Origin of the sequence: Polynucleobacter sp. HIN7 (assembly GCF_030297595.1) — a bacterium.
GTDB lineage: Bacteria > Pseudomonadota > Gammaproteobacteria > Burkholderiales > Burkholderiaceae > Polynucleobacter.
On record NZ_AP028138.1, the window covers coordinates 402,434 to 424,549 of the forward strand.

General features: G+C 47.7%; 23 protein-coding genes. 7 read left to right on the top strand and 16 right to left on the bottom strand.

The features are described 5' to 3' along the window. The gene (locus tag QUE64_RS02065; protein ID WP_286225712.1) at positions 1–1,071 is read right to left on the bottom strand and encodes an ABC transporter ATP-binding protein; all 1,071 of its coding nucleotides are present in this window, start codon (positions 1,069–1,071) and stop codon (positions 1–3) included. Positions 1,072–1,152: 81 nt separating this feature from the next. On the opposite strand from QUE64_RS02065, the gene QUE64_RS02070 reads away from it, so the two are divergent. Both QUE64_RS02070 and QUE64_RS02075 read left to right on the top strand, forming a co-directional pair. Beyond that, positions 1,153–2,736 (top strand): ABC transporter permease, encoded by a 1,584-nt coding sequence (locus QUE64_RS02070; protein ID WP_286225713.1) that lies wholly within the window; start codon positions 1,153–1,155, stop codon positions 2,734–2,736. An 88-nt stretch (positions 2,737–2,824) separates the two neighbouring features. Beyond that, on the top strand, positions 2,825–3,898 hold the full coding sequence (locus QUE64_RS02075; protein WP_286225714.1) for an extracellular solute-binding protein: 1,074 nt from the start codon (positions 2,825–2,827) through the stop codon (positions 3,896–3,898). 4 nt (positions 3,899–3,902) lie between these two features. On the opposite strand, the gene QUE64_RS02080 is transcribed toward QUE64_RS02075, so the two are convergent. After that, positions 3,903–4,670, bottom strand: a complete 768-nt coding sequence (locus QUE64_RS02080; RefSeq protein WP_286225716.1) for an SDR family oxidoreductase — start codon at positions 4,668–4,670, stop codon at positions 3,903–3,905. A gap of 149 nt (positions 4,671–4,819) precedes the next feature. On the opposite strand from QUE64_RS02080, the gene QUE64_RS02085 reads away from it, so the two are divergent. Next, positions 4,820–5,554 (top strand): 2OG-Fe dioxygenase family protein, encoded by a 735-nt coding sequence (locus QUE64_RS02085; protein ID WP_286225717.1) that lies wholly within the window; start codon positions 4,820–4,822, stop codon positions 5,552–5,554. 10 nt (positions 5,555–5,564) lie between these two features. Continuing rightward, positions 5,565–6,785, top strand: a complete 1,221-nt coding sequence (locus QUE64_RS02090; protein WP_286225718.1) for an MFS transporter — start codon at positions 5,565–5,567, stop codon at positions 6,783–6,785. Here QUE64_RS02090 and QUE64_RS02095 read toward each other — a convergent pair. Further along, positions 6,782–8,425 carry a SulP family inorganic anion transporter gene (locus QUE64_RS02095; protein ID WP_286225719.1) on the bottom strand — a complete coding sequence of 548 codons (1,644 nt, stop codon included), beginning with the start codon at positions 8,423–8,425 and terminating at the stop codon, positions 6,782–6,784. The two genes, QUE64_RS02090 and QUE64_RS02095, sit on opposite strands and share 4 nt — an antisense overlap. A gap of 9 nt (positions 8,426–8,434) precedes the next feature. After that, a complete protein-coding gene (locus QUE64_RS02100) occupies positions 8,435–8,872 on the bottom strand; it encodes a DUF2177 family protein (protein ID WP_286225720.1) in 438 nt (145 codons plus the stop codon). A 68-nt stretch (positions 8,873–8,940) separates the two neighbouring features. On the opposite strand from QUE64_RS02100, the gene QUE64_RS02105 reads away from it, so the two are divergent. Beyond that, a complete protein-coding gene (locus tag QUE64_RS02105; RefSeq protein WP_286225721.1) occupies positions 8,941–9,381 on the top strand; it encodes a universal stress protein in 441 nt (146 codons plus the stop codon). Positions 9,382–9,384: 3 nt separating this feature from the next. Here QUE64_RS02105 and ccmI read toward each other — a convergent pair whose 3' ends face one another. The 10 genes from ccmI to QUE64_RS02155 form a co-directional block, all read right to left on the bottom strand. Continuing rightward, complete coding sequence (ccmI, locus tag QUE64_RS02110) at positions 9,385–10,254, bottom strand: c-type cytochrome biogenesis protein CcmI (protein ID WP_286224140.1); 870 nt, start codon at positions 10,252–10,254, stop codon at positions 9,385–9,387. Beyond that, positions 10,254–10,739 carry a cytochrome c-type biogenesis protein gene (locus QUE64_RS02115; protein ID WP_286224141.1) on the bottom strand — a complete coding sequence of 162 codons (486 nt, stop codon included), beginning with the start codon at positions 10,737–10,739 and terminating at the stop codon, positions 10,254–10,256. The genes ccmI and QUE64_RS02115 overlap by 1 nt, the downstream gene beginning before the upstream one ends. A 2-nt stretch (positions 10,740–10,741) precedes the next feature. Further along, positions 10,742–11,260, bottom strand: a complete 519-nt coding sequence (locus QUE64_RS02120; protein ID WP_286224142.1) for a DsbE family thiol:disulfide interchange protein — start codon at positions 11,258–11,260, stop codon at positions 10,742–10,744. A 1-nt stretch (position 11,261) separates the two neighbouring features. After that, positions 11,262–13,199 carry a heme lyase CcmF/NrfE family subunit gene (locus QUE64_RS02125; protein WP_286225722.1) on the bottom strand — a complete coding sequence of 646 codons (1,938 nt, stop codon included), beginning with the start codon at positions 13,197–13,199 and terminating at the stop codon, positions 11,262–11,264. Beyond that, positions 13,196–13,669, bottom strand: a complete 474-nt coding sequence (gene ccmE, locus QUE64_RS02130) for a cytochrome c maturation protein CcmE (RefSeq protein ID WP_286225723.1) — start codon at positions 13,667–13,669, stop codon at positions 13,196–13,198. The genes QUE64_RS02125 and ccmE overlap by 4 nt, the downstream gene beginning before the upstream one ends. A 15-nt stretch (positions 13,670–13,684) precedes the next feature. Continuing rightward, positions 13,685–13,864 carry a heme exporter protein CcmD gene (gene ccmD / locus QUE64_RS02135; RefSeq protein WP_353506772.1) on the bottom strand — a complete coding sequence of 60 codons (180 nt, stop codon included), beginning with the start codon at positions 13,862–13,864 and terminating at the stop codon, positions 13,685–13,687. After that, the gene (ccmC, locus tag QUE64_RS02140; protein ID WP_286225724.1) at positions 13,864–14,601 is read right to left on the bottom strand and encodes a heme ABC transporter permease CcmC; all 738 of its coding nucleotides are present in this window, start codon (positions 14,599–14,601) and stop codon (positions 13,864–13,866) included. Before ccmC ends, ccmD begins: the two co-directional genes overlap by 1 nt. Positions 14,602–14,666: 65 nt before the next feature. Continuing rightward, entirely contained in the window at positions 14,667–15,353 is a 687-nt protein-coding gene (ccmB, locus tag QUE64_RS02145; protein ID WP_286225725.1) for a heme exporter protein CcmB, read from the bottom strand. Next, the gene (ccmA, locus tag QUE64_RS02150) at positions 15,350–15,976 is read right to left on the bottom strand and encodes a cytochrome c biogenesis heme-transporting ATPase CcmA (protein ID WP_286225726.1); all 627 of its coding nucleotides are present in this window, start codon (positions 15,974–15,976) and stop codon (positions 15,350–15,352) included. The genes ccmB and ccmA overlap by 4 nt, the downstream gene beginning before the upstream one ends. Before the next feature lie 6 nt (positions 15,977–15,982). Further along, positions 15,983–17,275 (bottom strand): M23 family metallopeptidase, encoded by a 1,293-nt coding sequence (locus tag QUE64_RS02155; RefSeq protein WP_286225727.1) that lies wholly within the window; start codon positions 17,273–17,275, stop codon positions 15,983–15,985. Positions 17,276–17,536: 261 nt separating this feature from the next. Here QUE64_RS02155 and QUE64_RS02160 point away from each other — a divergent pair, with 261 nt between their 5' ends. Together QUE64_RS02160 and QUE64_RS02165 are read left to right on the top strand one after the other, a co-directional pair. Next, positions 17,537–17,794 (top strand): hypothetical protein, encoded by a 258-nt coding sequence (locus QUE64_RS02160; RefSeq protein ID WP_286225728.1) that lies wholly within the window; start codon positions 17,537–17,539, stop codon positions 17,792–17,794. A gap of 45 nt (positions 17,795–17,839) precedes the next feature. Then, positions 17,840–18,976: a mandelate racemase/muconate lactonizing enzyme family protein gene (locus QUE64_RS02165; protein ID WP_108507933.1), complete on the top strand. Its 1,137-nt coding sequence runs from the start codon at positions 17,840–17,842 to the stop codon at positions 18,974–18,976. A 56-nt stretch (positions 18,977–19,032) separates the two neighbouring features. Here QUE64_RS02165 and QUE64_RS02170 read toward each other — a convergent pair whose 3' ends face one another. Both QUE64_RS02170 and QUE64_RS02175 read right to left on the bottom strand, forming a co-directional pair. Then, a complete protein-coding gene (locus QUE64_RS02170) occupies positions 19,033–21,048 on the bottom strand; it encodes a TRAP transporter permease (protein WP_286225729.1) in 2,016 nt (671 codons plus the stop codon). Positions 21,049–21,111: 63 nt separating this feature from the next. Then, complete coding sequence (locus QUE64_RS02175; protein ID WP_108507935.1) at positions 21,112–22,062, bottom strand: TAXI family TRAP transporter solute-binding subunit; 951 nt, start codon at positions 22,060–22,062, stop codon at positions 21,112–21,114. Between the last annotated feature and the right edge of the window lie 54 nt (positions 22,063–22,116).

Here is a 22,116-nt window from a genome sequence, read left to right on the forward strand (position 1 = left end):
TTAGCTTTTAAATGTCACTACGTGATCAGCGCCCAAACGAATACCAATCTTTTCACCAATAGCGTGGTTATGGTGGCTGGGAACAAAGGCAAAAACCTCTTGGCCTGAGCTAAGTTTGAGGGTGTATAAAAAATCAGCTCCCCGAAACGCTTTGCGTACCACCTCAGCTTGCATCGGACTTTCATCATCATGCTGAATATCGTCAGCGCGTAAGAGCACATCAATTTGTTTTCCAGGACTTAGTTCGTCACCTGGGTCTAACTGTAACTGACCGAGTTCAATTTCAACGGCACCACCATCTTGGGTTTTGCCTTTGATAAATACCCCGCGACCGATAAACTCAGCGACATACCGTGTATTAGGCTTGTGATAAAGGTCATAAGGTGTATCCCACTGAATAATTTTGCCCTCGTTCATCACCCCAATGTGATCAGCAATTGCGAACGCTTCAAATTGATCGTGCGTGACGAGAAGAGCGGTAACTCCATTGGCCTTGAGGATGTCGCGCATCTCACTAGCCAGACGTTCACGCAAATCAATATCCAAGTTGGAGAAGGGCTCATCGAGCAAAATGAGATCGGGTTCGGGAGCCATTGCACGTGCCAGAGCCACGCGTTGTTGTTGTCCACCCGAGAGCTCATGAGGATAAGCGCTTGCTTTATCGGCAAGTGCTACGCGTTCTAACCATTGCATCCCAACAGTTTCACGCTCTGCTGTTGTACCCGTGCGTAGTCCAAACATGACATTCTCGAGAACACTTAGGTGTGGAAAGAGGGCAAAGTCTTGAAAAACCATCCCCACTTTGCGCTCTGCTGGTGGAACTCGAATACCTGGTGAGCTCACCGTTTTGCCATAAATCTTGATTTTTCCCATTTGCACAGGCTCAAAGCCGCAAATGGCGCGTAGAACCGTAGATTTGCCACAGCCGGAGGGGCCCAAAAGACAGGCAATATCCCCTTTGGGAAGTTGGAAACTGAGACCATTCACAACCCGAATAAAGCCTGAGCCTTCCTGCTTTGGAAACTCAATGGCAATGTTTTCGAGGGAAATCAGGGCTGGATTGGAATTCATCCCTATAATTTTCGCATTGAATCATAAAAATTCATAAAAACACCACAACCTACCTATTTATTTGATCCTTCACCGCAGTCGATGCGCACTAGCTCCATTCTTTTAGCCCTCGCCCTCAGTCTTCCGATTCTAGGGTTGATCTTGGCAGCTTTATTGGGTCAACCTAGCCCCATCCTATCCGATGGGATAGTCGCCGAGAGTACGCTAACCCACCTCTGGAACTACGTGCTGACCGATTACATTGTTACGACGATCTTGTTGTGTTTAGGCGTTGGTATCGGCGTCTTTGTATTGGGCGTTGGTAATGCGTGGTTAGTAGCGAACTATCAATTTCCAGGAAAGGCAATCTTTGAATGGGCCTTGATCCTGCCCCTTGCAGTTCCTGCCTATGTGATGGCGTATTTGTTTGTGGATTTTTTGCAGCACGCAGGGCCTGCGCAAACTATGTTGCGTGAGAATTTAGGTCTTTCATTGGCATTGCCTGATCCGCGTTCTTTGGGAGGTGCGATTTGGACCTTCTCCATGTGTTTATATCCATACGTTTACTTAGTGGCTCGCACCTCTTTTTTAGATCGAAGTGCACGATTTATGGAGGTTGCCGAGACTCTGGGGTACACCAGTGTGCAAGCATTCATGAAGCTAGTATTGCCCATGGCTAGACCCGCAATTTTTACCGGTATTGCGTTGGCACTGATGGAGGTCTTAGCCGATTTTGGAGCAGTATCGTACTTTGGCTTGCAAACCTTTGCGACCGGCATTTTTAAAGCTTGGTTATCGTTTGGGGACCGCAGTGCTGCAGTTCATCTATCCCTCATGCTCTTAAGTTTTGTCCTCATCGTGTTCTATTGGGAGCGTCACAATCGAGCCAGGCAACGCTATGCCCTCGCTAACACGAATACCCGACCTGCGATCCCAAAGCGCTTAGTCGGTTCGCATGCGCTCTACGCATTTTTATTCTGCGCCTTAACCCTATTTTTTGCATTTGTTTTGCCAATGGCAGTTTTATTTGATCTTCTAAGCGAGCAGGGGCTAGAGGCTGATCCGCGCTATTGGGGGTGGTTAAAAAATTCCTTAAGCTTATCCGCGTTCACTGCGATATTGGCTGTATTCTGCGCACTCTTTTTGGCGTATGCGGCACGCCTTACTCAAAGTAAAACGTTGCAAGGGGTTAATCGCTTGCTTACGGTTGGCTATGCTTTGCCGGGAGCAGTCTTGGGTGTCGGTATTTTGTCTCTATTGGGTTTATTGGATATTGCTTGGTTGATGTCGGTAAGCGTTGGAGTATTAGTTTACGCGTATCTGATTCGCTTTTTATCTGCAGGCTTGCAAAGTATTGAGACTGGCCTGACCCGTATTACCCCAGCGATGGATGGGACCGCTGCGCTCTTGGGCGCCAAGCCGATAGAGATGATTTGGCGGATTCATCTGCCATTATTAAGACGCAGTGTTTTAACAGCCTTGTTATTTGTGTTTGTTGATGTCATGAAAGAGCTACCAGCCACCTTACTATTGCGACCATTTAACTTAGATACCTTGGCAGTCGCTACCTATCAATTAGCAGCTGATGAGCGTCTGGCCGAATTAGCCTTACCTGCCTTAAGCATTGTTTTGGTTGGTCTTTTACCGGTGATCTTGCTATCTAGGGCCATTGCTCAGAAACGTTAAAAAACCACATAAGTACCAATATTATTGATAATCATTCTCATTCGTATTACAATGTAATCTTTGTAATTGCTGATAGGAATGGTTTGATATGCAAGGAATTCGCTCAGGATTCACATCTTCAATCAAGAAGGTATCTCTCATACTTGGTTTGGGTTTTGCAATTAGTGCCCCACTTAGCCATGCGGCTGAGCCTAATACAGTTCTTAATTTGTACTCCGCGCGTCATTATCAAACCGATGAATCGCTCTATGCCAACTTCACAAAAAGTACTGGCATCAAGATTAACCGAATTGAGGCAGACGACAATGCTTTGCTTGAGCGCTTGAATAGCGAAGGTGCCAAAAGCCCGGCCGATGTGATCTTGCTTGTTGACGCAGCACGATTGTGGCGCGCTCAAGTCAATGGCATGTTCAAGCCGATTCAGTCGAAGGTATTGGATCAGCGCATACCTGCCAATCTGCGTGCTAAGGCTGATCCGGATGGAACCACCTGGTTTGGATTTTCAACTCGGGCGCGCATTATTGTGTACAACAAAGATCGTATTAAGCCGGAGGATGTGAACACTTATGAAAAGTTAGCCGATCCAATCAATAAAGGTAAGGTATGCACTCGTTCGGGCTCACACCCCTATATGTTGTCATTGGTGGGTGCTCTGATTGAGCGTGATGGCTCTGCGGCCACTGAAAAGTGGGCTAAAGGCATGGTTGCCAACATGGCGCGCGCACCGAAAGGTGGCGATACCGATCAAATCCGCGCTGTTGCATCTGGTGAGTGTGCTGTTGCTTTAACCAACTCCTACTACTTAGCGCGCCTAATGCGCTCGACCAAGCCTGAGGATATCGCGGTGGTTGCTAAAGTGGGTCATATTTGGCCCAATCAAAATGCCGGTGGTGTGCACATCAATATTTCTGGGGGAGGGGTAGCCAAGAACGCTCCCAATCCGCAAGCAGCCGTTAAGTTTTTAGAGTATCTAGCCAGCGATGCGGCGCAGGTCTATCTGGCCGATGGTAATAACGAATGGCCGGTGGTAGCGGGCGTAAAAGTCGATAATCCTGCTTTAAAAGCGCTCGGACCTTATCAAGTCGAAAAAGTATCGATCGCTGCCATTGGCCGTAATCAAGTAGCGGCGCAGCGTATCTTGGATCAGGCAGGCTATCGCTAGACGACTAACCGCGACCAACAAATGGCATCTTGCTTGCCATGATGGTCATGAACAAGATATTGCTTTCGGGCGGCAGTTTGGCCATCTGTAAAACAGCCTGTCCAACATGATCGACATCCATCCGCGGCTCGACTTTGATCGAGCCGTCAGCCTGCATAATTCCGGCGGCCATGCGCTCGGTCATTTCAGTAGCGGCATTACCAATGTCAATTTGACCGCAGTTAATATTGAATGGCCTGCCATCGAGGGCGATGGATTTGGTTAGACCGGTAATTGCATGCTTAGTTGCAGTGTAAGGTGCGGTATTGGGTCTAGGCGCATGGGCTGAAATTGAGCCATTATTAATAATGCGACCACCTTGTGGTGACTGGGCTTTCATCATCCGCATAGCCTCTTGGGCGCATAAGAAGGCGCCACACAGATTGCTGTTGACGACATTCATCCACTGCTCATAACTAAGTTCATCCATGGGAATGGCCGGTGCGCCCATCCCCGCGTTATTGAAAAGCACATCAATGCGGCCGAATTGATCTTTTAGTTTCCCAAACAACGCTTTTACATCTTCGGGTTTGCCTACATCACAGGCGACTGCTAGACAATTACTTTCGTTTCCACCAATATCGTTAATTGCTTTTTGCAAACGTTCTAGATTACGCCCAGTAAGCACGACCGAGAATCCATCCGATAGCAGGGCTTTGGCAGCAGCCTTACCAATACCAGTTCCAGCACCGGTAACCAGAGCAACACGCAGGGGGTTTGAGTTCGTTGGCATGGATTTAATCAGGGCATAATAGTTGAAAGTTGAATAATAAACTGATGCTCATTAAAACTATTTTCTTTTCTAATAATAGAGTTTCAAAAAAATGGTAATTAAATAGTTATTTTTGAATTAAATCAATCAAGTGTATTAAGAATAATTTGATGCTGCTTCCCCCATTTACCCCCTTTGATCAACTGCAACTTTCCTTGCAAGAGCGGGGCTATGCGGTGATATCCCCTGATAGCCTGAGCCAATTGGTGAAAACTCCCCTCAAGGATCTGGAGGGCTTGAAGACCTATTGGAATAATTTGCCGCGTGATCCGTATTTAAAGGATGGCGGGCGTTATCGCTTTCGTCGCCATGCTAGCTATCTGATTCATCAAGGAGCTCTTGAATTAGCTCCCCATCGTGCGCATTGGCAATCGCTTGATTACAACGCGCTTCATGGCGGGATCGAGCGCTGGTTCGAGCCTCTAGAGTCCGCATTGCAGAGCAATTTGAGCTGGCAACAGTTAATGTTGGGGATCTCGCAATTATTTCCGGTATCTCCAAAATGGTTTGTCGAGGCCCATCCTTTTCGGATTGATACCAGCGATGGTATTGGGCGCCCTACGCCTGAAGGGGCTCACCGCGACGGTGTCGATTATGTCGTGGTGATTTTGGTGGATCGAGTGGGTGTCAAAGGCGGGGAGACCCGTATTTTTGAAGCACAAGGCTCGATTGGTTTGCGGTTTACCTTACGGGATTCTTGGACAGCCTTAGTTTTGAATGATGCGAAGATGATTCATGAGACCACACCAATTCAACCCATCGGAGCCCATGGCTATCGAGACACCTTGGTGATTACCTTTCGGCACAACGGTTTTCAAGAGCCTTCAAACCGGCAAGATCAATAATTAAATCGTCATGAGCATTCTGAAAGGGAATACACCATGGATGTTGGTAGCCCAAGTCGGTGCTCTATTAGGCTTTGCTGCATATGCTGTGACACTAACCACTTTGCAAGGCGAGTGGGGCCTCTCTAATTTTGAATCCGGCCTAATTGCCAGTGCATTCTTCGTAGGTTATATCGCGGTGGTGCCATTTGCCACGGCGCTAACCGATCAGATGGATGCGCGGCGTATTTATATGACTGGAAGTTTGTTGGCGATTGCGGGTCAATTGGGAATGGGCTTTATCGCCAGTGGCTTTATCAGCGCTTGCGCTTGTATGATGGTGAGCGGCGCTGGGTTAGCAGCTACCTATATGCCAGGTCTCAAAATCCTTTCCGATCGAGCTATTCAAGGGGAAATCACCCGCCATATTGCGTTTTATACGGCGTTCTTTGGGGTTGGGACGGGCCTCTCCTACGTCATCTCAGGGTGGATCCTCGATCTGGGTGATTGGCATCATGTTTACCGTTGGGTCGCTTTGGGTCCAGCATGCTCGCTCCTGATCGTGTTGGTGCTGATTCAGCCAACATGTCATTCTCATTGGCAAGACAATATAAGGATTGATTGGCGCAATATTTTCCCGATCCGGAAGTGGCAACAAGTTTTGCAAAATCGCAATGCCTCAGGATACATCCTCGGATATACCGTCCATTCACTTGAGCTCTTTGCCTCGCGCAGTTGGTTAGTTGCCTTTTTTATCCTTAGCACCCAGCTTTCGGGCGAGCAATTTATTCTGGCGGCTACGACACTTGCTGGAGTCATTAATTTCTTTGGGGTACCTGCCTCGATTTTGGGTAACGAGCTTGCCTTAAAGGTGGGTCGCCAACAATGGGTGTGTATTGTGATGATCACCAGTGCTTTTTTTGGAGTGGCGCTCGCTTACTCCATGGGCCATGCCAGTTGGATTATTTTGGCACTGGCAATTGGTCATGCCATTTTTATCATGGCAGATTCTGCTACGTTAACCGCGGGGCTGGTGACGAGTGCTGATGAGAAGCTCAAGGGAGCAGCAATGGGCTTACATTCACTGATGGGTTTTGGGGGTGGATTATTGGGCCCAGCCATTTTTGGTTTTGTGCTTGATCTCACCGGATCCCAGTCCGATCGGATTTCTTGGATTTGGGCCTATGCTTCGATCGTAGTTTGGGGAGTCTTATTTGTGATCTATGAACGTCGCAAGGGTTGGGTCCACTAAGATATCAAAAATGCATTTCTGGCTTTTTGAAGTCCACTGGCAAGGTCATGGCAGAAATACTCCGAACTCATCTTGTCGTAAAGACCAGAGCGCAGGGCAATATCATGAGTTTGATGATTTAAGCCACAGATATAGACCGATACACCCTGGGTTTGGCAATGGTGCATGAACTCCATCAAACTATCCATCCCAGTGGTATCCATATAAATTACATTCTTAAAATCTAATACCACTGCACATTGGGGAAGCCGCTGCTCGATTTTCTCAAGCAGCTGAATAGCTCCAAAAAAGAGGGCGCCATAAATGCGATACGCTGCCACTTTATCCTCTTGACCCTCAAGAAATGGAAAGTCAGTGATCGGCGCATTTTCAATTCGTGAGAGACTTGAAATTCGATATACAAAAGTGATGAACGCCAAGATTAATCCCACTTGCACAGCAACCGTTAAATCCACCGTGACAGTGAGTAAAAACACGCTGATCATGGTGATGCGGTAGGGCAGACGAAATTGTTGGACATCGATGAATTTTTTCCAATCCCCCATGTTCCAAGCAATAAAGATGAGGATCGCGGCTAAGCATGCCAATGGAATATTTTTTGCCAATGGTGATGCTAATACGATGATGAGCAGTAGAGTGGCTGAATGAACAATCGCTGAGATTGGTGTTCTAGCGCCAGATTCAATATTAGTGACCGTGCGGGCAATCGTACCGGTAACTGGCATACCCCCAAAGAAAGGCATGAAAAAGTTAGCAATTCCTTGGCCCATGAGCTCTTGATTGGGGCGATGGCGCTCATGCGTCAAGCCATCGGCAATACGAGCGCAGAGCAGGGATTCAATGGCGCCTAATAGTGCTAGGGTCATCGCTGGGGCAATCACCAATTGAGCGCTCTCCCAAGTAATTCCTTGCCATTGAGGGCTTGGAAGACCGGATGGAATTCCACCAAACCGCGTTCCAATCGTCTCCACTGGTAATGAAAAAATGGTGGTTACCAGAGTTGCAAGTACCAGAACCCAAATGGTCCCTGGCATGATCCCCAGTTTTCCGAGGCGCTTATGAAAGAGTCGCCATAGAATCAGAAAGAGCAGACTTGAGAGTGATAGAGCTAAGGTCGTTAGGCTCCAGGTAGCGGCCTGATGAATGAGCGTTTGTACCATGCTAACGAATTGCGATGGTAATTGTGGAATTTGCAAACCAAAGAAATCTTTAATTTGCGAAAGAATGATGAGAACCGCAATACCATTCGTAAAGCCAACAATCACGGCAATCGGAATAAAGCGAACTAGAGTTCCTAGGCGAAACAGTCCCATCAGAAATAAAAAAACACCTGATAGGGTGGTGGCTAGTAAGAGATTGGCAACCCCATAGCGATCAACAATGGCATAAACGATTACGATAAAGGCACCAGCAGGCCCTGCAATTTGAACTTTAGTGCCGCCAAATAGGGCGACAATCAATCCCCCAATAATGGCGGCAAAGATTCCAGCCTCGGGTTTTAAGCCGCTAGCAATTGCAAACGCCATTGCTAGTGGCAGTGCAATCACCCCAACCGTAATACCAGCCAATATATCCTGTGAGAATTGTTGACGCGAATACTTGCTAAACGAATCAAGGATGGCTGGTCGAAAGAAAGCCATTGTAGGTTTTTAGGTTTTAAACCAATTCCCCAACCACTGAGTAATCCCATAGGCCAACACTGAGCATGTTGCTGTCAGAATACTGCCCCAGGCGATATCAATCAGAGCAAGCTTACTTGGAAAATCACGAATCACAGCCAGATTGGTGAGGTTATAGGTCATGTAGCAAAAGAGTCCAAAAAGCGCCCCATAAATGAGTGCATCAAGCCACACCTGCTTTTGTAGGGCGGGATAAATCACAAAAATTAGGGCTCCAAGTCCGTACAACAGATAAAAGCCTAAAGCGGCCATCAGATTGGGATTGGGGGACATGAGGGTGCCCATTTCACTGCGATACAGGCCTTTGGCAATTCCTAACAACCAAATTAAATCAATCACTAAGAGGCAAAGCAGGAAGGCAAAATAGGGGATGAAATACTTGAGCATTTTGGTCAGAACCAGTCGCACAGAACGTCAATCGGACTTAACATAGTACTTCGAGTATATATCTTTCAATTATTTCGTTGGAGGCCTCTATGTTTCAGAATTTAATCGTACCCGTTGACGGCAGCGATGTCAGCATGAAATCGCTCAAGAAAGTAGCTGAGTTAGCAAAAGCAGATGGCGCAAAAGTGACTTTAGTTTACGTGTCTGATCCATTGCCTCCGATTGCATATGCCGATAGCACGATGGGCGTTGCGTTTACCGATACCGAGCATAAAAAGACCTGCGAGGCCTTTGCAAAAAAAGTGTTGGCTAAATCCACTGAAAAATTAGGTAAAGGATTAATGGTTGATACCCGCCATGTTTTTCATGTCAATCTGTTCGAAGGCATTATTGAAGCTGCCAAGAAATCAAAAGGCGATGTGATTGTGATGGCATCCCACAAAAATACTGGCCTCAAAGGGATTATGCTCGGCAGTGAAACCCACGCAGTGATCGTGCACACTAAATTACCAGTATTGGTTTTAGGCTAGTTTCTACTTCTTTTTCTGTTGGCCCGCCTCAGCGCGGGCTGCAGCGATGTTTTCATCCATGCCACGTGCAAACTCGCTATCGGCAGGAACCAAGCCTTTTGCCTTCGCCCAATATTCTTCAGCCTTTTTATAGTCGCCCATCTCAAAATAAGCGGTGCCTCCAAGAGCAAGGGCTTTGAGATTATTGGGGTCGATCTGCAGGGCTTTTTGCACCAGGCGCATCGGTTCACCCCGAATACTCTTATTCTCAAACGCTAAGAGATCGGCATAGTCCACTAAGAGCTGGGCATTATTGGGGTTGAGTTCCAATGCCTTCTTATAAGCCGCCCGAGCCTCTGCCATCCGGTTTAATGCAGCATAAGAGCGCCCCAGCATTTGCCAGCCCTCAGCGTTATTAGGCTCTTTCTCGAGTCGTTGAGCTAAACGCTCAACCATGCCTTCAATATCTTGTTGCGTCAGCTGCGGTTGGCCTTGATTAGCCTCTGGCAAGTACAGGGCCAATGGGGAGCCGACCAAGAGATATAAAACAATCGCCCCAATGGGTAGTGTGGTGGCAATGAAAATGGTCGACCATTTTTTCTTACGTTGATGTAACTCGCCATCTAAAACAAGTTGATCGGCCGCGATCGCCCGCTCCTCTTGGAGTAAGCGTTTTTCAATGTCTAGACGTGATTCATTTAGTTGCTCTTTGGTGATTCGACCTTCTTGGTGATCAAGCTCAAATTGACGCAATTGATTTCGAAGAATGGCAATATTCTCATCTTGCTCGAGGCTAATTTTTTCAGTATTAAGCTTGCTTTTACGAAACGGAATAATGATCAGTAAAACCGCAACTACGGTCATCAATACAGCAATCAGGATGAAAAGAGTCATTACTGGTTTCCTAGTTTGCGGTCTAGCAGTTGTCTAGCGCGCTCAATTTCTTGAGCCGAAAACGTTTCTTGGGACAACTCTTGTTTGCGTTGCTTAATCTGACGAACCAATAAGATGAGACCAAGTAGCATCAGCAAGAATGGACCAACCCAAAGCATTACGGTCGCTGCATTAAAGGGGGGCTTATACAGCACAAAGTCCCCATAGCGTTCGGTCATGTATTTCAAAATCTCTTGTTTAGAGCGCCCCTCACTTAGCTGTTGGCGAACTTGGTTTTTGAGATCCACCGCAAGATCGGCATTGGAATCCGCAATCGTCTGATTTTGACAAACTAGGCAGCGCAGTTCATTCGAGACCTCGAGAACTTTCTTCTCAAGCGCTGGGTTATCGGAGACCGAGGGGGCTGTATTGCTTTGTGTAAAACCCAGGCCGGGAATAGCAAAGCTAAGCAAGAGTCCAGTTAAATGAATAGAGAGGCGTTTCATGATTAGAGGCTGGCAATCAAGGGGATAATTTTTTTCTCGATCGCATCCTTGGTGAGTGGCCCGATGTGTTTGAGGCGAATCACGCCAGAGCGATCAATCACAAAGGTTTCAGGAACCCCATAGACCCCATAATCAATTCCAACCTGACCTTTAATGTCCGATACTGAGAGTTGGTACGGATCGCCGAATTGCTTGAGCCACGCTTGCGCCGCCTCAGGCTTATCTTTGTAGTCAAGCCCAATCAGAGGTGTGCTCTGAGTTTTTGCAAAGTCAACTAGTAAAGGATGTTCGTCCCGACAGGCAGCACACCAAGATGCCCAGACATTGAGAATCCACACCTGTCCTTTCATCTGATCAGGAGAAAAACTTGTTTGTTCTTTACCAAGCACTGGTAGATTAAACATCGGAGCAGGTTTACCAATAAATGGCGAGGGAACCTCACGCGGCTTCAGCTGTAAGCCGATTCCCAGAAAAACCAGCAGCACCAAAAAGATGATGAAGGGAATCAGGTAACGTCGCATCTTAAGCTTCTTTCTTGCGATAGCGACGATCGGTAATCGCCAAGAAACCACCGAGAGCCATCAAGAAGCATCCGCCCCAGATCCAATCAACAAATGGCTTGTGATAAATCCTTACGCTCCATTCGCTTTCATTAATTGGCTCTCCTAGAGATACGTACAGGTCGCGTGTCAGGCCAGAATCGATTGCTGCCTCGGTCATCGGCATTTGGCTTGCGGTGTAAATCCGCTTCTCAGGGAACAAGCTGGTTACTGGTTTGCCATTCTTGCTTACATCAAATTGACCCTGAATGGCGGCGTAGTTAGGGCCATTGATGGTTTTTAAGCCAACCATCTTGAAGTCGTAGCCACCGGACTGCGATACGCTACCAATTTGCATGCGCACATCCTGCTCGGTTTCAAAGCCACGCACTGCGGTCACGCCAATAATAAATACTGCAACCCCAAAATGTGCCAGTAGCATGCCGTAGTAACCAGCTGGTTGAATCCGTAGGTTTTGCCACCAGGTCTTACTTGGGTTAATCCTGGCACGATCGATTAATTGCGTAATACCAGAGCTAATAATCCAGGCAGCAATCAAAAGTCCAAAGCCGATCATTGGCGTCCAGGAACGCAGAATTAGGGGGGCAATAATCGCAGAGATCGCACTTGCTGCAAGTGCCCACTTCAATTTAGTCGCCAGTTCGATTGGCGGCGATTGGCGCCAGCGCGCAATTGGACCAACTCCCATTAAAAATAATGCAGGCGTCATGAGTGGCACAAATACTGCTTCGAAGTAAGGCTCACCCACCGAGATCTTTCCAAGGTTTAAGGCATCTAAGATCAGTGGATAGAGAGTGCCTAGTAACACTGCGGCGGCGGCAACCAATAAGAGAACATTGTTGACGAGGAGCATGCCTTCGCGTGAGACGGTCTCAAAGTTACCACCAATGTTGGCTTTCGGAGCTCGCCATGCAAATAGCAATAAGGAGCCACCAACGATCAGACCTAAAAAGCCCAGAATAAATACGCCCCGCTCAGGATCGGTAGCAAAGGCGTGAACCGAAGTAATCACACCTGAGCGAACTAGGAAGGTTCCCAATAGCGATAGTGAGAAAGCTAAAATCGCTAAGAGGGCGGTCCACATTTTGAAACCACCACGCTTTTCTGTAACGGCAAGCGAGTGCATCAATGCGGTACCGACTAGCCAAGGCATAAAGGACGCATTTTCAACGGGGTCCCAGAACCACCAGCCACCCCAACCGAGTTCGTAGTATGCCCAAGCGCTTCCAAGCGCAATACCAATGGTTAAGAAGCACCAGGCGGTAGTAACCCAAGGGCGCGACCAGCGCGCCCAGGCAGCATCGAGTCGACCAGATAAAAGAGCAGCAATTGCGAATGCGAAAGCGACTGCTGAACCCACATAGCCCATGTATAAAAACGGCGGATGAATAATCATCCCTGGGTCTTGCAACAGAGGGTTCAGATCACGCCCTTCAGGAGCGGGAGGAAAGAGTCGATCAAAGGGGTTGGAGGTCAGGATGGTAAATAGCAAAACACCCACGCTCAAAATACCCAACACAGCCAAAATGCGCGCAATCATTTTGTCTGGAAGGTGTTTTGAGAAAACAGCCACGGCTAAGGTCCAGGCCGCCAACATTAATGCCCACAACAAGATAGACCCTTCATGGCCACCCCAGACGGCACAAATTCGATAAATTAGAGGCAGATTGGAATTCGAGTTTTGTGCCACATACAGCACACTGAAATCATTTTGAATGAAGTTCACTGTGAGGCAAACGAAGGCAACTGCGACCCAAATAAAGAGGGCCCAAGAGGCAGGCCTAGCAATGGCCATGAGATGAGGGCGATTACTCTGGGCGCCTACCATTGGAAGCACAGAGAGGATGAGCGCAGTCACCAGCGCCAAGATCATCGCGTATTGGCCGATTTCTGCAATCATTTTTTACCCCCATACTCTTTTAGAGTAGGTGCGGCTTGAGGGTCTTTTGATTTGGCTTTTTCAAGAGCCTCAGCAGCTTCTGGTGGCATATAGTTCTCATCATGCTTAGCAAGCACTTGCTTTGCCTGAAAGATTCCGTTTTGATCGAGTTGACCTTGAGCAACCACGCCTTTACCTTCCTTGAATAAATCTGGCAAAAGACCTTCGTATTGAACGGGGACATCGTGTGCGGTATCGGTCACGATAAAGTTCACCTTCAAGCCACCTGGGTCACGAACAATGCTGCCCTCTTTCACTAAGCCGCCAATCCGAAATAATTTGTTCTTCGGTGCTTCATTGGCATAGACCTGGGATGGGCTAAAGAAGAACACTAAATTACTTTGGAAGGTCTGCAATACCAAATAGGCTGCAACACCTAATGAGGCCAGACCACCAGCGATCGCAAGACCGCGCTTTGTACGGGGTTTCATAACCCCCTATTTTGCCTAATTTCTTTGGGACTCGCGAATTTCAGAAATTAGGGTTTTTCGGAGGGTCTTATTCCGACTTCGTAATAGGGCTATCTCAATGACTAGAGCCAAAATCGTGACCAGGTAAGACCCCCAAACGAAGAGGGCATAGCCACCCATGTGAAGAAAGTCAGAAAAGCTCGACCAATAAAACATTACAGCACCTCCTTCACCCAGTCGGCGTGGCGCTCGCGGTCCAGAATGAGATTGCGACAGCGATATAGGGCAACTGCAATCGAATACATCCAAAAAGCAAAAACCATGATGAGCATGCCAGTCAACATTTGAGTGGCCATCGTAGGGGCTTTGGTGAGGCTAACGGAGGCCCCTTGATGAAGGGTATTCCACCATTTCACTGAGAAATAAATAATGGGGACATTGATCACCCCCACTATTGCCAGTAGTGCTGCGCTTCGGTCGGCCTTGCGCACATCCTCAATCGAGGCGTGTAATGATAAGAAGCCAAAATACAGAAAAAGTAATACGAGCTCTGAAGTGAGGCGAGCGTCCCAGACCCACCAGGTACCCCAGGTTGGCTTGCCCCAAACCGCACCCGTCCACAGAGCAATAAAGGTCATGATGGCTCCTGTGGGTGCAAGAGAAAGCGCCAGCATACTAGCCAAGCGTGCATTAAAAATGAGACCAATCGCCGCCCAAAATGCCATAACCAAATAAATCAGCATTGACATCCAGGCCGCAGGAACGTGGATAAAGATGATGCGATACGAGTCACCCTGCTGATGATCAGTGGGCGCAATACCTAAGCCAATCACTAAACCAATGATGGTCAGGATCACGCCGCTCACCACAAACCATGGGATTAGTGATCCAGCAAGCCCATAAAAACGTTGTGGTGCAGCGTATTTAAACCAATTTAGATTGAGTAAAGACAAAGTAATAAAACCTAACAGATTAATAAACTGAAAAGTATTGTAAGTCGATTGCGTGTGATCGTCTTTTATTCCAAGGCAATCCGAATGCTAGCCGCGCTGGCAAGGGGGGCTAAAAATAATGCGAGTGCGAGCATGGCGCCAAGCAAAGAAAAATGGGCCGCCACTCCAAGGCCAGTCTGGTAGGACTCGACTGCGCCGGCTCCAAAAATGAGGACGGGGCTTACGAGGGGCAAAATGATCAGGGCCAACAGGGTCCCGCTACCACGACTGGCTAAGGTTAAGCCGGCACCAATAGAGCCGATTAGACTCAATAGAGGTGTTCCCAGTAGAAGGGATAAAAACAAAACACCGACCGTATCCATCGGTAAATTAAATTGCAAGGCAAGGATTGGTGAGATGAGGGCAAGTAATAGACCGCTGCTCATCCAATGCGCAATGGTTTTAGCAAGCACCACGAGTGGCAAGGGTAAGGCGGTTAATGCAATTTGGTCCAAAGACCCATCGATAAAGTCCTCTGAAAATATTTTGTGAAGCGATAGCATGGCTGCTAGTAAGGCGGCAATCCACAGCATGCCTGGTGCAATTTGCATCAACAAGTTTTGCTCTGGCCCAATACCCAATGGAAAAAGACTCGTAACTACGGCAAAAAAAATGATGACCGCAAGGCTATCGCTTTTGCGTCGCAGAGCGAGGCGCAGGTCGCGCGTAATCACGCCTTGGAAGATCACAAATCCGGATGCGCTTTGACTCATAGTTCTAATCGAATCACACAAGGTTCGCTATCGATCTGTAGCTCTTGATGGCTACTAAGTGCTACGATTCCTCCATGATTGACATGCTCAATTAATAAGCTTTGTAACGCAAGGTTGGCCTCTCGATCTAAGGCATTAAATGGCTCATCTAAAACCCAAATTGTTTTTGCTTGAGGAAGGCGCAAGCGACTGAGCGCGATGCGTTGCTTTTGACCTTGGGATAAGGTGCGAATAAAACGATGGGCTTGGCGCTCCAAACCCGCTGCACGCAGAGCGAACATAGCCTCATCGTTGGAGATCGATTGTCCACCCAGTAATGCCAATGACATTAAATTCTCGATCGCACTAAAGTCTGACTTCAGGGCGGGGATATGCCCAAGATAAATCAGCTCGCTATGAAATTGATCCCGGTCCTCGGTAATTGGATCTGGTCCCCAAAATATCTGTCCCGCATGGGGTAAGAGTAGGCCACACAGAATACGCAGAAGACTGGATTTGCCTGAACCGTTATCCCCAGAGATGCGTAGAATAGATCCCGGTCTAATTTCAAGGCGGAGATCTTCAAATAAGGTACGACCCCCGCGTACGCATGCAATGGACTCAAGGCGTAACGATTTAGACATGCGTACTCATTCTTTGGGGATGCTACCTAACATTAACAGCTGCTTCGTGAACGAGCCGCTATCGCTTGGGCGCATGGTCCACAAATCCAGCTGGATTTTTGGGTTATAGGGGTCCACATAAATACCATTCTTTCGTAATTCGTAATGCAAATGGGGGCCGGTGGAACGACCGGTCGAGCCAACGTAGCCGATCTCCATACCGCGTCGAATATCATTTCCGACTACTAATTCATTATTGTAATTACTCAAGTGGGCGTAATAGGTTCGATAGTTGCCTGGATGGTCAATGATGATGAGTTTGCCGTACGCGCCGCTGTAACCAAGAAAAGCCACTTTCCCATTCGCAACGCTAAATACTGGCGTACCAGTAGGGGCTGCATAGTCAATCCCCATATGGGTTCGATAGCGTCGGTCTTTGCTTTGGGCTTGCGGATTATTAGGATTGGTTCGGGAGCGAATCGGAACCTGCCCAACACCTCGAGAGATCCGTCGATAGCTAAGAGGATTGGTCCAAAAGCTACGCTCAATAGAGTCGCCGTTGGCAGTAAAAAATGATCCAGGAATATCATCGCGATCCAACCAAAATGCATCGGCTAGTACTTGATTGGTTGCTAGGTTCAGAATCTCAACTGCCCAAATTTGTGCCCAACGATCCCGAGTACCAAAATCAACGATCACGCGCACTTGCTTTGGGCTATTTCCAAGTGAGGCGGAGTCATCTGGATAAAGTTGCTTCACGATCGAGTTGAGTTCCCAGGCAAGCTCAACAGGTAATTTATCTCCTAAACGTTGGGGGTCATAGAGTACCTCTTGCAACGGAATAAATAACTCTGTCCAAAACTGCATTTGGTCAGCAAGGTTTTCTTCTTGAATGAGGTATCCCCCAAACCCTGAGGCAGTAAAGGTCAAAATCTGCGATTTTTCATTCCTACTTGGCCCATTCATGATGCTCAGCGACTCAAAGCGCCCCCGTTTTCCGAAAGCAACGACATAAGGGATGCATGGGCCACTTGCGGAGTCGAAGAACCGACCCGTCTGATTCTTGAAATAATCTAAAAATTCAGGATCGTTGATTCCAATTCGACTGGGAAGATTGCTATCTCGAAATCCTCGCTTTAGACAGCCACGTTGTACCTGAAAATCAGGTACCGCATCAAACTGACTGTACTCTTCATTGCCAGGATCGGTCAGCTGTTGGTTTTGCTCTGCTAAGGGTTTACTTTGCAAGCCCGAGCCACCACTCCCTGCTTTACTTTGGGTGCGTTGATTAACCTGAATTCCTTTTTGGGGAGCAGTCACTTTTTTGTTGGTGACATTCGATTTGGTGTTTTGATTAGATTGAGAGAGCGCGATCTGACTGCAAAGTATGAGGCAAACTCCAAGACATACTTTGCCCCAAAGAGCCAAAGATTGAACACTGAATCGAGAGGTATGGGTTTGATGCACACCTCGATTATCCAATATCAAGAGGGGTAATCGAGGTATTTATTCCGTAGTGCAACATTTTTGTATCTAAAAACTAGGTATGATCAGGCATTGACTTCAAGGGAGCGGTAATCGATGCAAGCTGTGATGATTCGTTTGATGACCGCTGCCTGTGTATTTAGTATCCCTTCTTCGCAGGCGTCGGCCAAGAGTTGCTCAGAACAATTGGCCCCACAAAATTCTGCTCGTTCAGGATCCAAGCCCATGAGTTATGACGATTGTGTCAAGCAGGCTCGCATCGATTGTGAGCGGACGGCACGAGATCGTAAATTGATCGACGTTGCTAAAGAGAGTTTTATGAAACGCTGTCTTGCAGAATCCATCGGCAAATAATCGCTACAATCATTTTCTTTGATTGGTTAACCAAAAGAGGAAAAAATGCCGATTATTGAATCTGTTCAAGTGGCCAGCGTGCCAGTTCCCTTAGATGTTGTAACATCGTTTGCGACTCGAACCGTGAGCGAGCGCCATTACTGCATCGTTAAAGTTCGCAGTAAAGATGGTCACGAGGGGGTTGGCTTCTGTTACGTCGGATCTGCCGCCGGCAGTATCGCCAAAGTCGCCGTTGAGCAATTGTTGGCTCCTAAATTGATTGGTCAGAATAGCCATCGTAGCGAGGGTCTGTGGTCGGAGATGTATGCGGAATCGATTTTGCAAGGTCGTTCTGGCTCTGTGATGCGTGGCATCTCGATTCTGGATACTGCAATTTGGGATCTCAACGCCCGCTCAGTTGGTTTGCCTCTCCATCAATACTTGGGATGCGTGGTAGATGATCGTGTCCCTGCCTATGCCAGCGGTGGTTACTACTTGGAAGGTAAAACTCCAGCCAAATTGGGCAAGGAAATGGAATCGTTTGTGAAGCTTGGCTTTAAGGCGGTGAAGATGAAAGTGGGCCGCCTATCCCCCCGTGAGGAGGAGGCTCGAGTCAAAGCCGCTCGCAGTGCAGTCGGCGATGATGTCCTTTTAACCCTCGATGCGAATAATGCTTGGCGCGATTTACCAACCGCGATGGAGTATGTCCGTCGTTTTGAGAAATACAACCCCTATTGGTTGGAAGAGCCATTTTCCCCGGATGCTATTGATTTGCATGCCCGCTTGGCAAAAAATACCTCCATCACGATCGCTACTGGCGAAATTGAGGTAGGCCGTTGGCGTTTTCGTGAGCTGGTTGATGCCGGTGGCGCAACCATCCTGCAAGCGGATGCGGCAGTGTGCGGTGGCATTAGCGAATTCAGGCGGATTGCTGCGTATGCTGACTCTAAAGGGATTACAGTTTGCCCCCACTGGTTCCATGATTTGCATGCTCCCTTAGTTGCGGCAACACCCAATGCTCGCTTTGTGGAGTTTTTCCCTGACAACCAAGTCTTAAACTTCAGACGCCTTATTAACAAGCAGTTGGCATTTAAGAACGGTGATCTGATTTTGCATAAAACACCAGGATTGGGATTTGAGTTTGATGAAGCTGCGGTTAAGAAATACGCCGGCAAATCAGCCTGGACTACGATCAAAAAATAGTACGAAACGAATCAAAAAAGCCGCTTGATGAAAGCGGCTTTTTAGTTGATGACCATTTAGGCACTGGCTTTAGGCTTGGCCTTAAAGTACTTAAAGAACTGCAGGATGAGTACCAAGCCAAATCCAGCAAAGCCAATCATATCGGCGGTTGGTGAGGTGTAGGCCAGCGCGACCCCAGAAACAATCATCAGGGTACGCTCCACAATATTGGTCTTCTCAATAAACCAACCTTGCAGACCGCCGGCCAGTGCCACAATTCCGACGATGGCGGTTAGTGTTGACCAAACGATTTCCATCCAATTTGCCTCGGCCAATGCAGTGGTAGAGCCCATCAGCAAGAGGCTAACCCCTGATTTATCTAGCACGAACATAAAGGGCACCAGAATCGCAGGCGCCACGTATTTCCAGCTTTGTAAGGTTGTTTTGTATGGGTTACCCTTACAAATCGCTGCCGCCGCAAAGGGCGATAGGGCGGTTGGCGGTGAAACCTCCGATAACACTGCATAGTAAAAGATAAACATATGTGCTGCAAATGCGGGTACGCCCAAGTTAATGAGCGCAGGAGCTGCAATCACAGCACAAATGATGTACGAAGCAGTGACTGGTACTGCTAGACCCACAATCCAAACAATGAAGGCAGTAAATATGGCGGTGAGTAATAAAGAGCCGCCCGCATACTGAATCACAATCGAGCTGAACTTGAGGCCTAAACCAGTCAATACCACGGTACCCACAATCAGGCCGGCACCAGCGCAGGTTGCCGCAATCGCCAGAACACCGGTTGAGCCAGAAGCGAGCGCCTTGGTTAAATTGGATTCATAAAGACCCTTGAGAATGGGCTGTTTACCCATAAACCACTCGTAGGGGATGATGGCCGTATCCCGGCGCAACATGCTGGTCAATGCGGAAATAATTGTTGCCCATAACACAGCCATGACGGGCGTGAAGCCCATCAGCATAAATAGAACGATTGAGATCAGCGAGAAGAAATGAAACCAGTATTTTTTGCTGAGGGACCAGGCACTCTCGACCGCCTCAAAATGCATTGCTTTCATGCCGTACTTACGAACATCGATTTCCACCATCGTAAAAAGTCCGAGATAAAACAAAATGGTCGGAATAATCGACATTAATAAAACATCGAGATACGAAATCTTCAAAAAGTCGGCAATCAAGAAGGCTGCTGCACCCAATACCGGCGGAGAAATGATCGCCCCTAGGCCACCAGCTGCTAAGAGGCCACCAGCCGCGTTTTTCTCGTAACCTACCTTATCGAGCATTGGGGCTGCTACTGAGCCGACGGTGACGGTGGTGGCTACGCCGGACCCAGAGGGGCCGCCCAGCAAGAATGAAGATAAAACAATGGTGCGTCCTACGCCAGATGATTTGCCGCCCATGGCAGCAAATGAGAAGTCGATAAAAAACTTGCCCGCACCCGTAAATTGCAAGAATGCCCCAAAGATCGTGAAGAGAATAATGAGGGTAGCGGATACATCAACTGCGGTACCGTAGATACCCTCTAGGGTCATATACATAAACCCAACCAGACGGTCTACTGAGTAGCCTTTATGGGTCCAGGGGGCTGGAAGCAAGTCTCCAAAAAGTGCGTAGAGTAAAAATAGTATGGTCACTGATACCAAAATAGCGCCACTGGTGCGACGCACAGCCTCTAGGATTAATAGGATCAGTATGGAGCCCCAAACCACATCCATGCGGTCGGGCGCAGTATTGCGATCGCCAAAATCATCTCCACCGGCAATTGCGTAATAGGCAATATAAATCGCCAACAGGGCGCAAATCACATCCCACCACTTCACTTGATTCTTGTACCGAGCCAACATCGGAAAACTTAAGAAGACCAAAAAGAGCATAAAGCTCACGTGTACTGTTCTAAGCACTTGGGTTGGAACAATGGAGTAAGCGGCGTACAAATGAAACAGCGACATGCCAACCGCCATCAAGGTCAAAAAGATCGCAAAGATCCCTTTGTAATTATTGGAGTCACCCTCTTCTTGTTTAATCAGCGCATCTAATTTTTCTTGGGTTGCGCTATCAATTGCACTTTGGCTCATGGTATAGGTCTTTACTGAAAAATGGCCGCATTAGCGGCCATTCAAACAAAACGAAGAAACGAATTAATTGACTTTAATGTTTTTCTCTTTGAAGTACTTCAAAGCACCAGGATGAAATGGAACTGGTGTTGAGGCAGCTTTTTGACCTTCGGGGGTCACATTGATGTACTCAAAGTGTGAACGAACCAAGTCGATCTTGTTATCAAACACGGCTTTCACGATGTCATAGGCTTCTTTTTCAGACATCTTTGAGCTTGTGACCAAGATATTGGCAACAGAGATCACATTATTGTCTTTATCCATGCCCTTGTAGGTAGTTTTTGGAATCACGTCCTTGAAGTAAAGGTTGCCATATTTTTTGTTCATGGCATCCACTTCTTTGGAGTGATCAATCATCACAATCTTAGTTCCGGGAGTATTGGCAAGATCAGTTACAGCAGCGGTTGGTAAACCACCCACCCAAAAGAACGCATCAATCTTGCGGTCTTTGACAGCATTGACAGACTCTGCAACACCAAGACGCTCACGCTTCATGTCTTTATCTTTATCAAGACCAGCAGCCTCAATCACGCGAAAGGCCATCACCTCAGTAGCGCTGCCAGGGCTTCCTGTGCTCACACGCTTGCCTTTGAGATCTTGCATCGTTTTGATGCCCGATGCCTCGGTGGTCACAATGTGCATCCGATTAGGATAGAGAACTAACAAGGTGTTGAGGTCAATTTTTTTACCCGAGAACTTGCCTTGACCAGTTTGTGCATCTTTAGCGGCATCGGCCATTGAGAAGCCAATGTAAGGCTTACCAGTGCCGATCAGGTTGAGGTTATCCACTGAGCCGCCAGTTACCTCAGCAGTCGCAGACATCCCGGGCACTTTTTTGGACAGAACAGCTGCTAGGCCGCCACCCATGGGATAGTAAACACCGCCGGTACCGCCAGTCGCGACCGAAAGATTTTGAGCTTGAACGCTGCCCCAAAGCAGTGCAAAGCACAGAGGCAACAATTTAAGTAGTTTCATGTAGATATCTCCTGTAATCATTATTGATTGTTACTACAAGCCGTAAGTCTATAC

What these genes read in the sequence shown, in the direction of transcription:
- QUE64_RS02165 (WP_108507933.1), top strand. Translation starts at nt 17,840, where the DNA reads ATGCCGATTATTGAATCTGTTCAAGTGGCCAGCGTGCCAGTTCCCTTA.
- ccmA (WP_286225726.1), bottom strand. Translation starts at nt 15,976, where the DNA reads ATGTCTAAATCGTTACGCCTTGAGTCCATTGCATGCGTACGCGGGGGT.
- QUE64_RS02075 (WP_286225714.1), top strand. Translation starts at nt 2,825, where the DNA reads ATGCAAGGAATTCGCTCAGGATTCACATCTTCAATCAAGAAGGTATCT.
- QUE64_RS02105 (WP_286225721.1), top strand. Translation starts at nt 8,941, where the DNA reads ATGTTTCAGAATTTAATCGTACCCGTTGACGGCAGCGATGTCAGCATG.
- ccmI (WP_286224140.1), bottom strand. Translation starts at nt 10,254, where the DNA reads ATGACTCTTTTCATCCTGATTGCTGTATTGATGACCGTAGTTGCGGTT.
- QUE64_RS02115 (WP_286224141.1), bottom strand. Translation starts at nt 10,739, where the DNA reads ATGAAACGCCTCTCTATTCATTTAACTGGACTCTTGCTTAGCTTTGCT.
- QUE64_RS02120 (WP_286224142.1), bottom strand. Translation starts at nt 11,260, where the DNA reads ATGCGACGTTACCTGATTCCCTTCATCATCTTTTTGGTGCTGCTGGTT.
- QUE64_RS02090 (WP_286225718.1), top strand. Translation starts at nt 5,565, where the DNA reads ATGAGCATTCTGAAAGGGAATACACCATGGATGTTGGTAGCCCAAGTC.
- QUE64_RS02080 (WP_286225716.1), bottom strand. Translation starts at nt 4,670, where the DNA reads ATGCCAACGAACTCAAACCCCCTGCGTGTTGCTCTGGTTACCGGTGCT.
- ccmE (WP_286225723.1), bottom strand. Translation starts at nt 13,669, where the DNA reads ATGAAACCCCGTACAAAGCGCGGTCTTGCGATCGCTGGTGGTCTGGCC.
- ccmB (WP_286225725.1), bottom strand. Translation starts at nt 15,353, where the DNA reads ATGAGTCAAAGCGCATCCGGATTTGTGATCTTCCAAGGCGTGATTACG.
- QUE64_RS02125 (WP_286225722.1), bottom strand. Translation starts at nt 13,199, where the DNA reads ATGATTGCAGAAATCGGCCAATACGCGATGATCTTGGCGCTGGTGACT.
- QUE64_RS02170 (WP_286225729.1), bottom strand. Translation starts at nt 21,048, where the DNA reads ATGAGCCAAAGTGCAATTGATAGCGCAACCCAAGAAAAATTAGATGCG.
- QUE64_RS02065 (WP_286225712.1), bottom strand. Translation starts at nt 1,071, where the DNA reads ATGAATTCCAATCCAGCCCTGATTTCCCTCGAAAACATTGCCATTGAG.
- QUE64_RS02095 (WP_286225719.1), bottom strand. Translation starts at nt 8,425, where the DNA reads ATGGCTTTCTTTCGACCAGCCATCCTTGATTCGTTTAGCAAGTATTCG.
- QUE64_RS02175 (WP_108507935.1), bottom strand. Translation starts at nt 22,062, where the DNA reads ATGAAACTACTTAAATTGTTGCCTCTGTGCTTTGCACTGCTTTGGGGC.
- QUE64_RS02070 (WP_286225713.1), top strand. Translation starts at nt 1,153, where the DNA reads ATGCGCACTAGCTCCATTCTTTTAGCCCTCGCCCTCAGTCTTCCGATT.
- ccmD (WP_353506772.1), bottom strand. Translation starts at nt 13,864, where the DNA reads ATGTTTTATTGGTCGAGCTTTTCTGACTTTCTTCACATGGGTGGCTAT.
- QUE64_RS02160 (WP_286225728.1), top strand. Translation starts at nt 17,537, where the DNA reads ATGCAAGCTGTGATGATTCGTTTGATGACCGCTGCCTGTGTATTTAGT.
- QUE64_RS02085 (WP_286225717.1), top strand. Translation starts at nt 4,820, where the DNA reads ATGCTGCTTCCCCCATTTACCCCCTTTGATCAACTGCAACTTTCCTTG.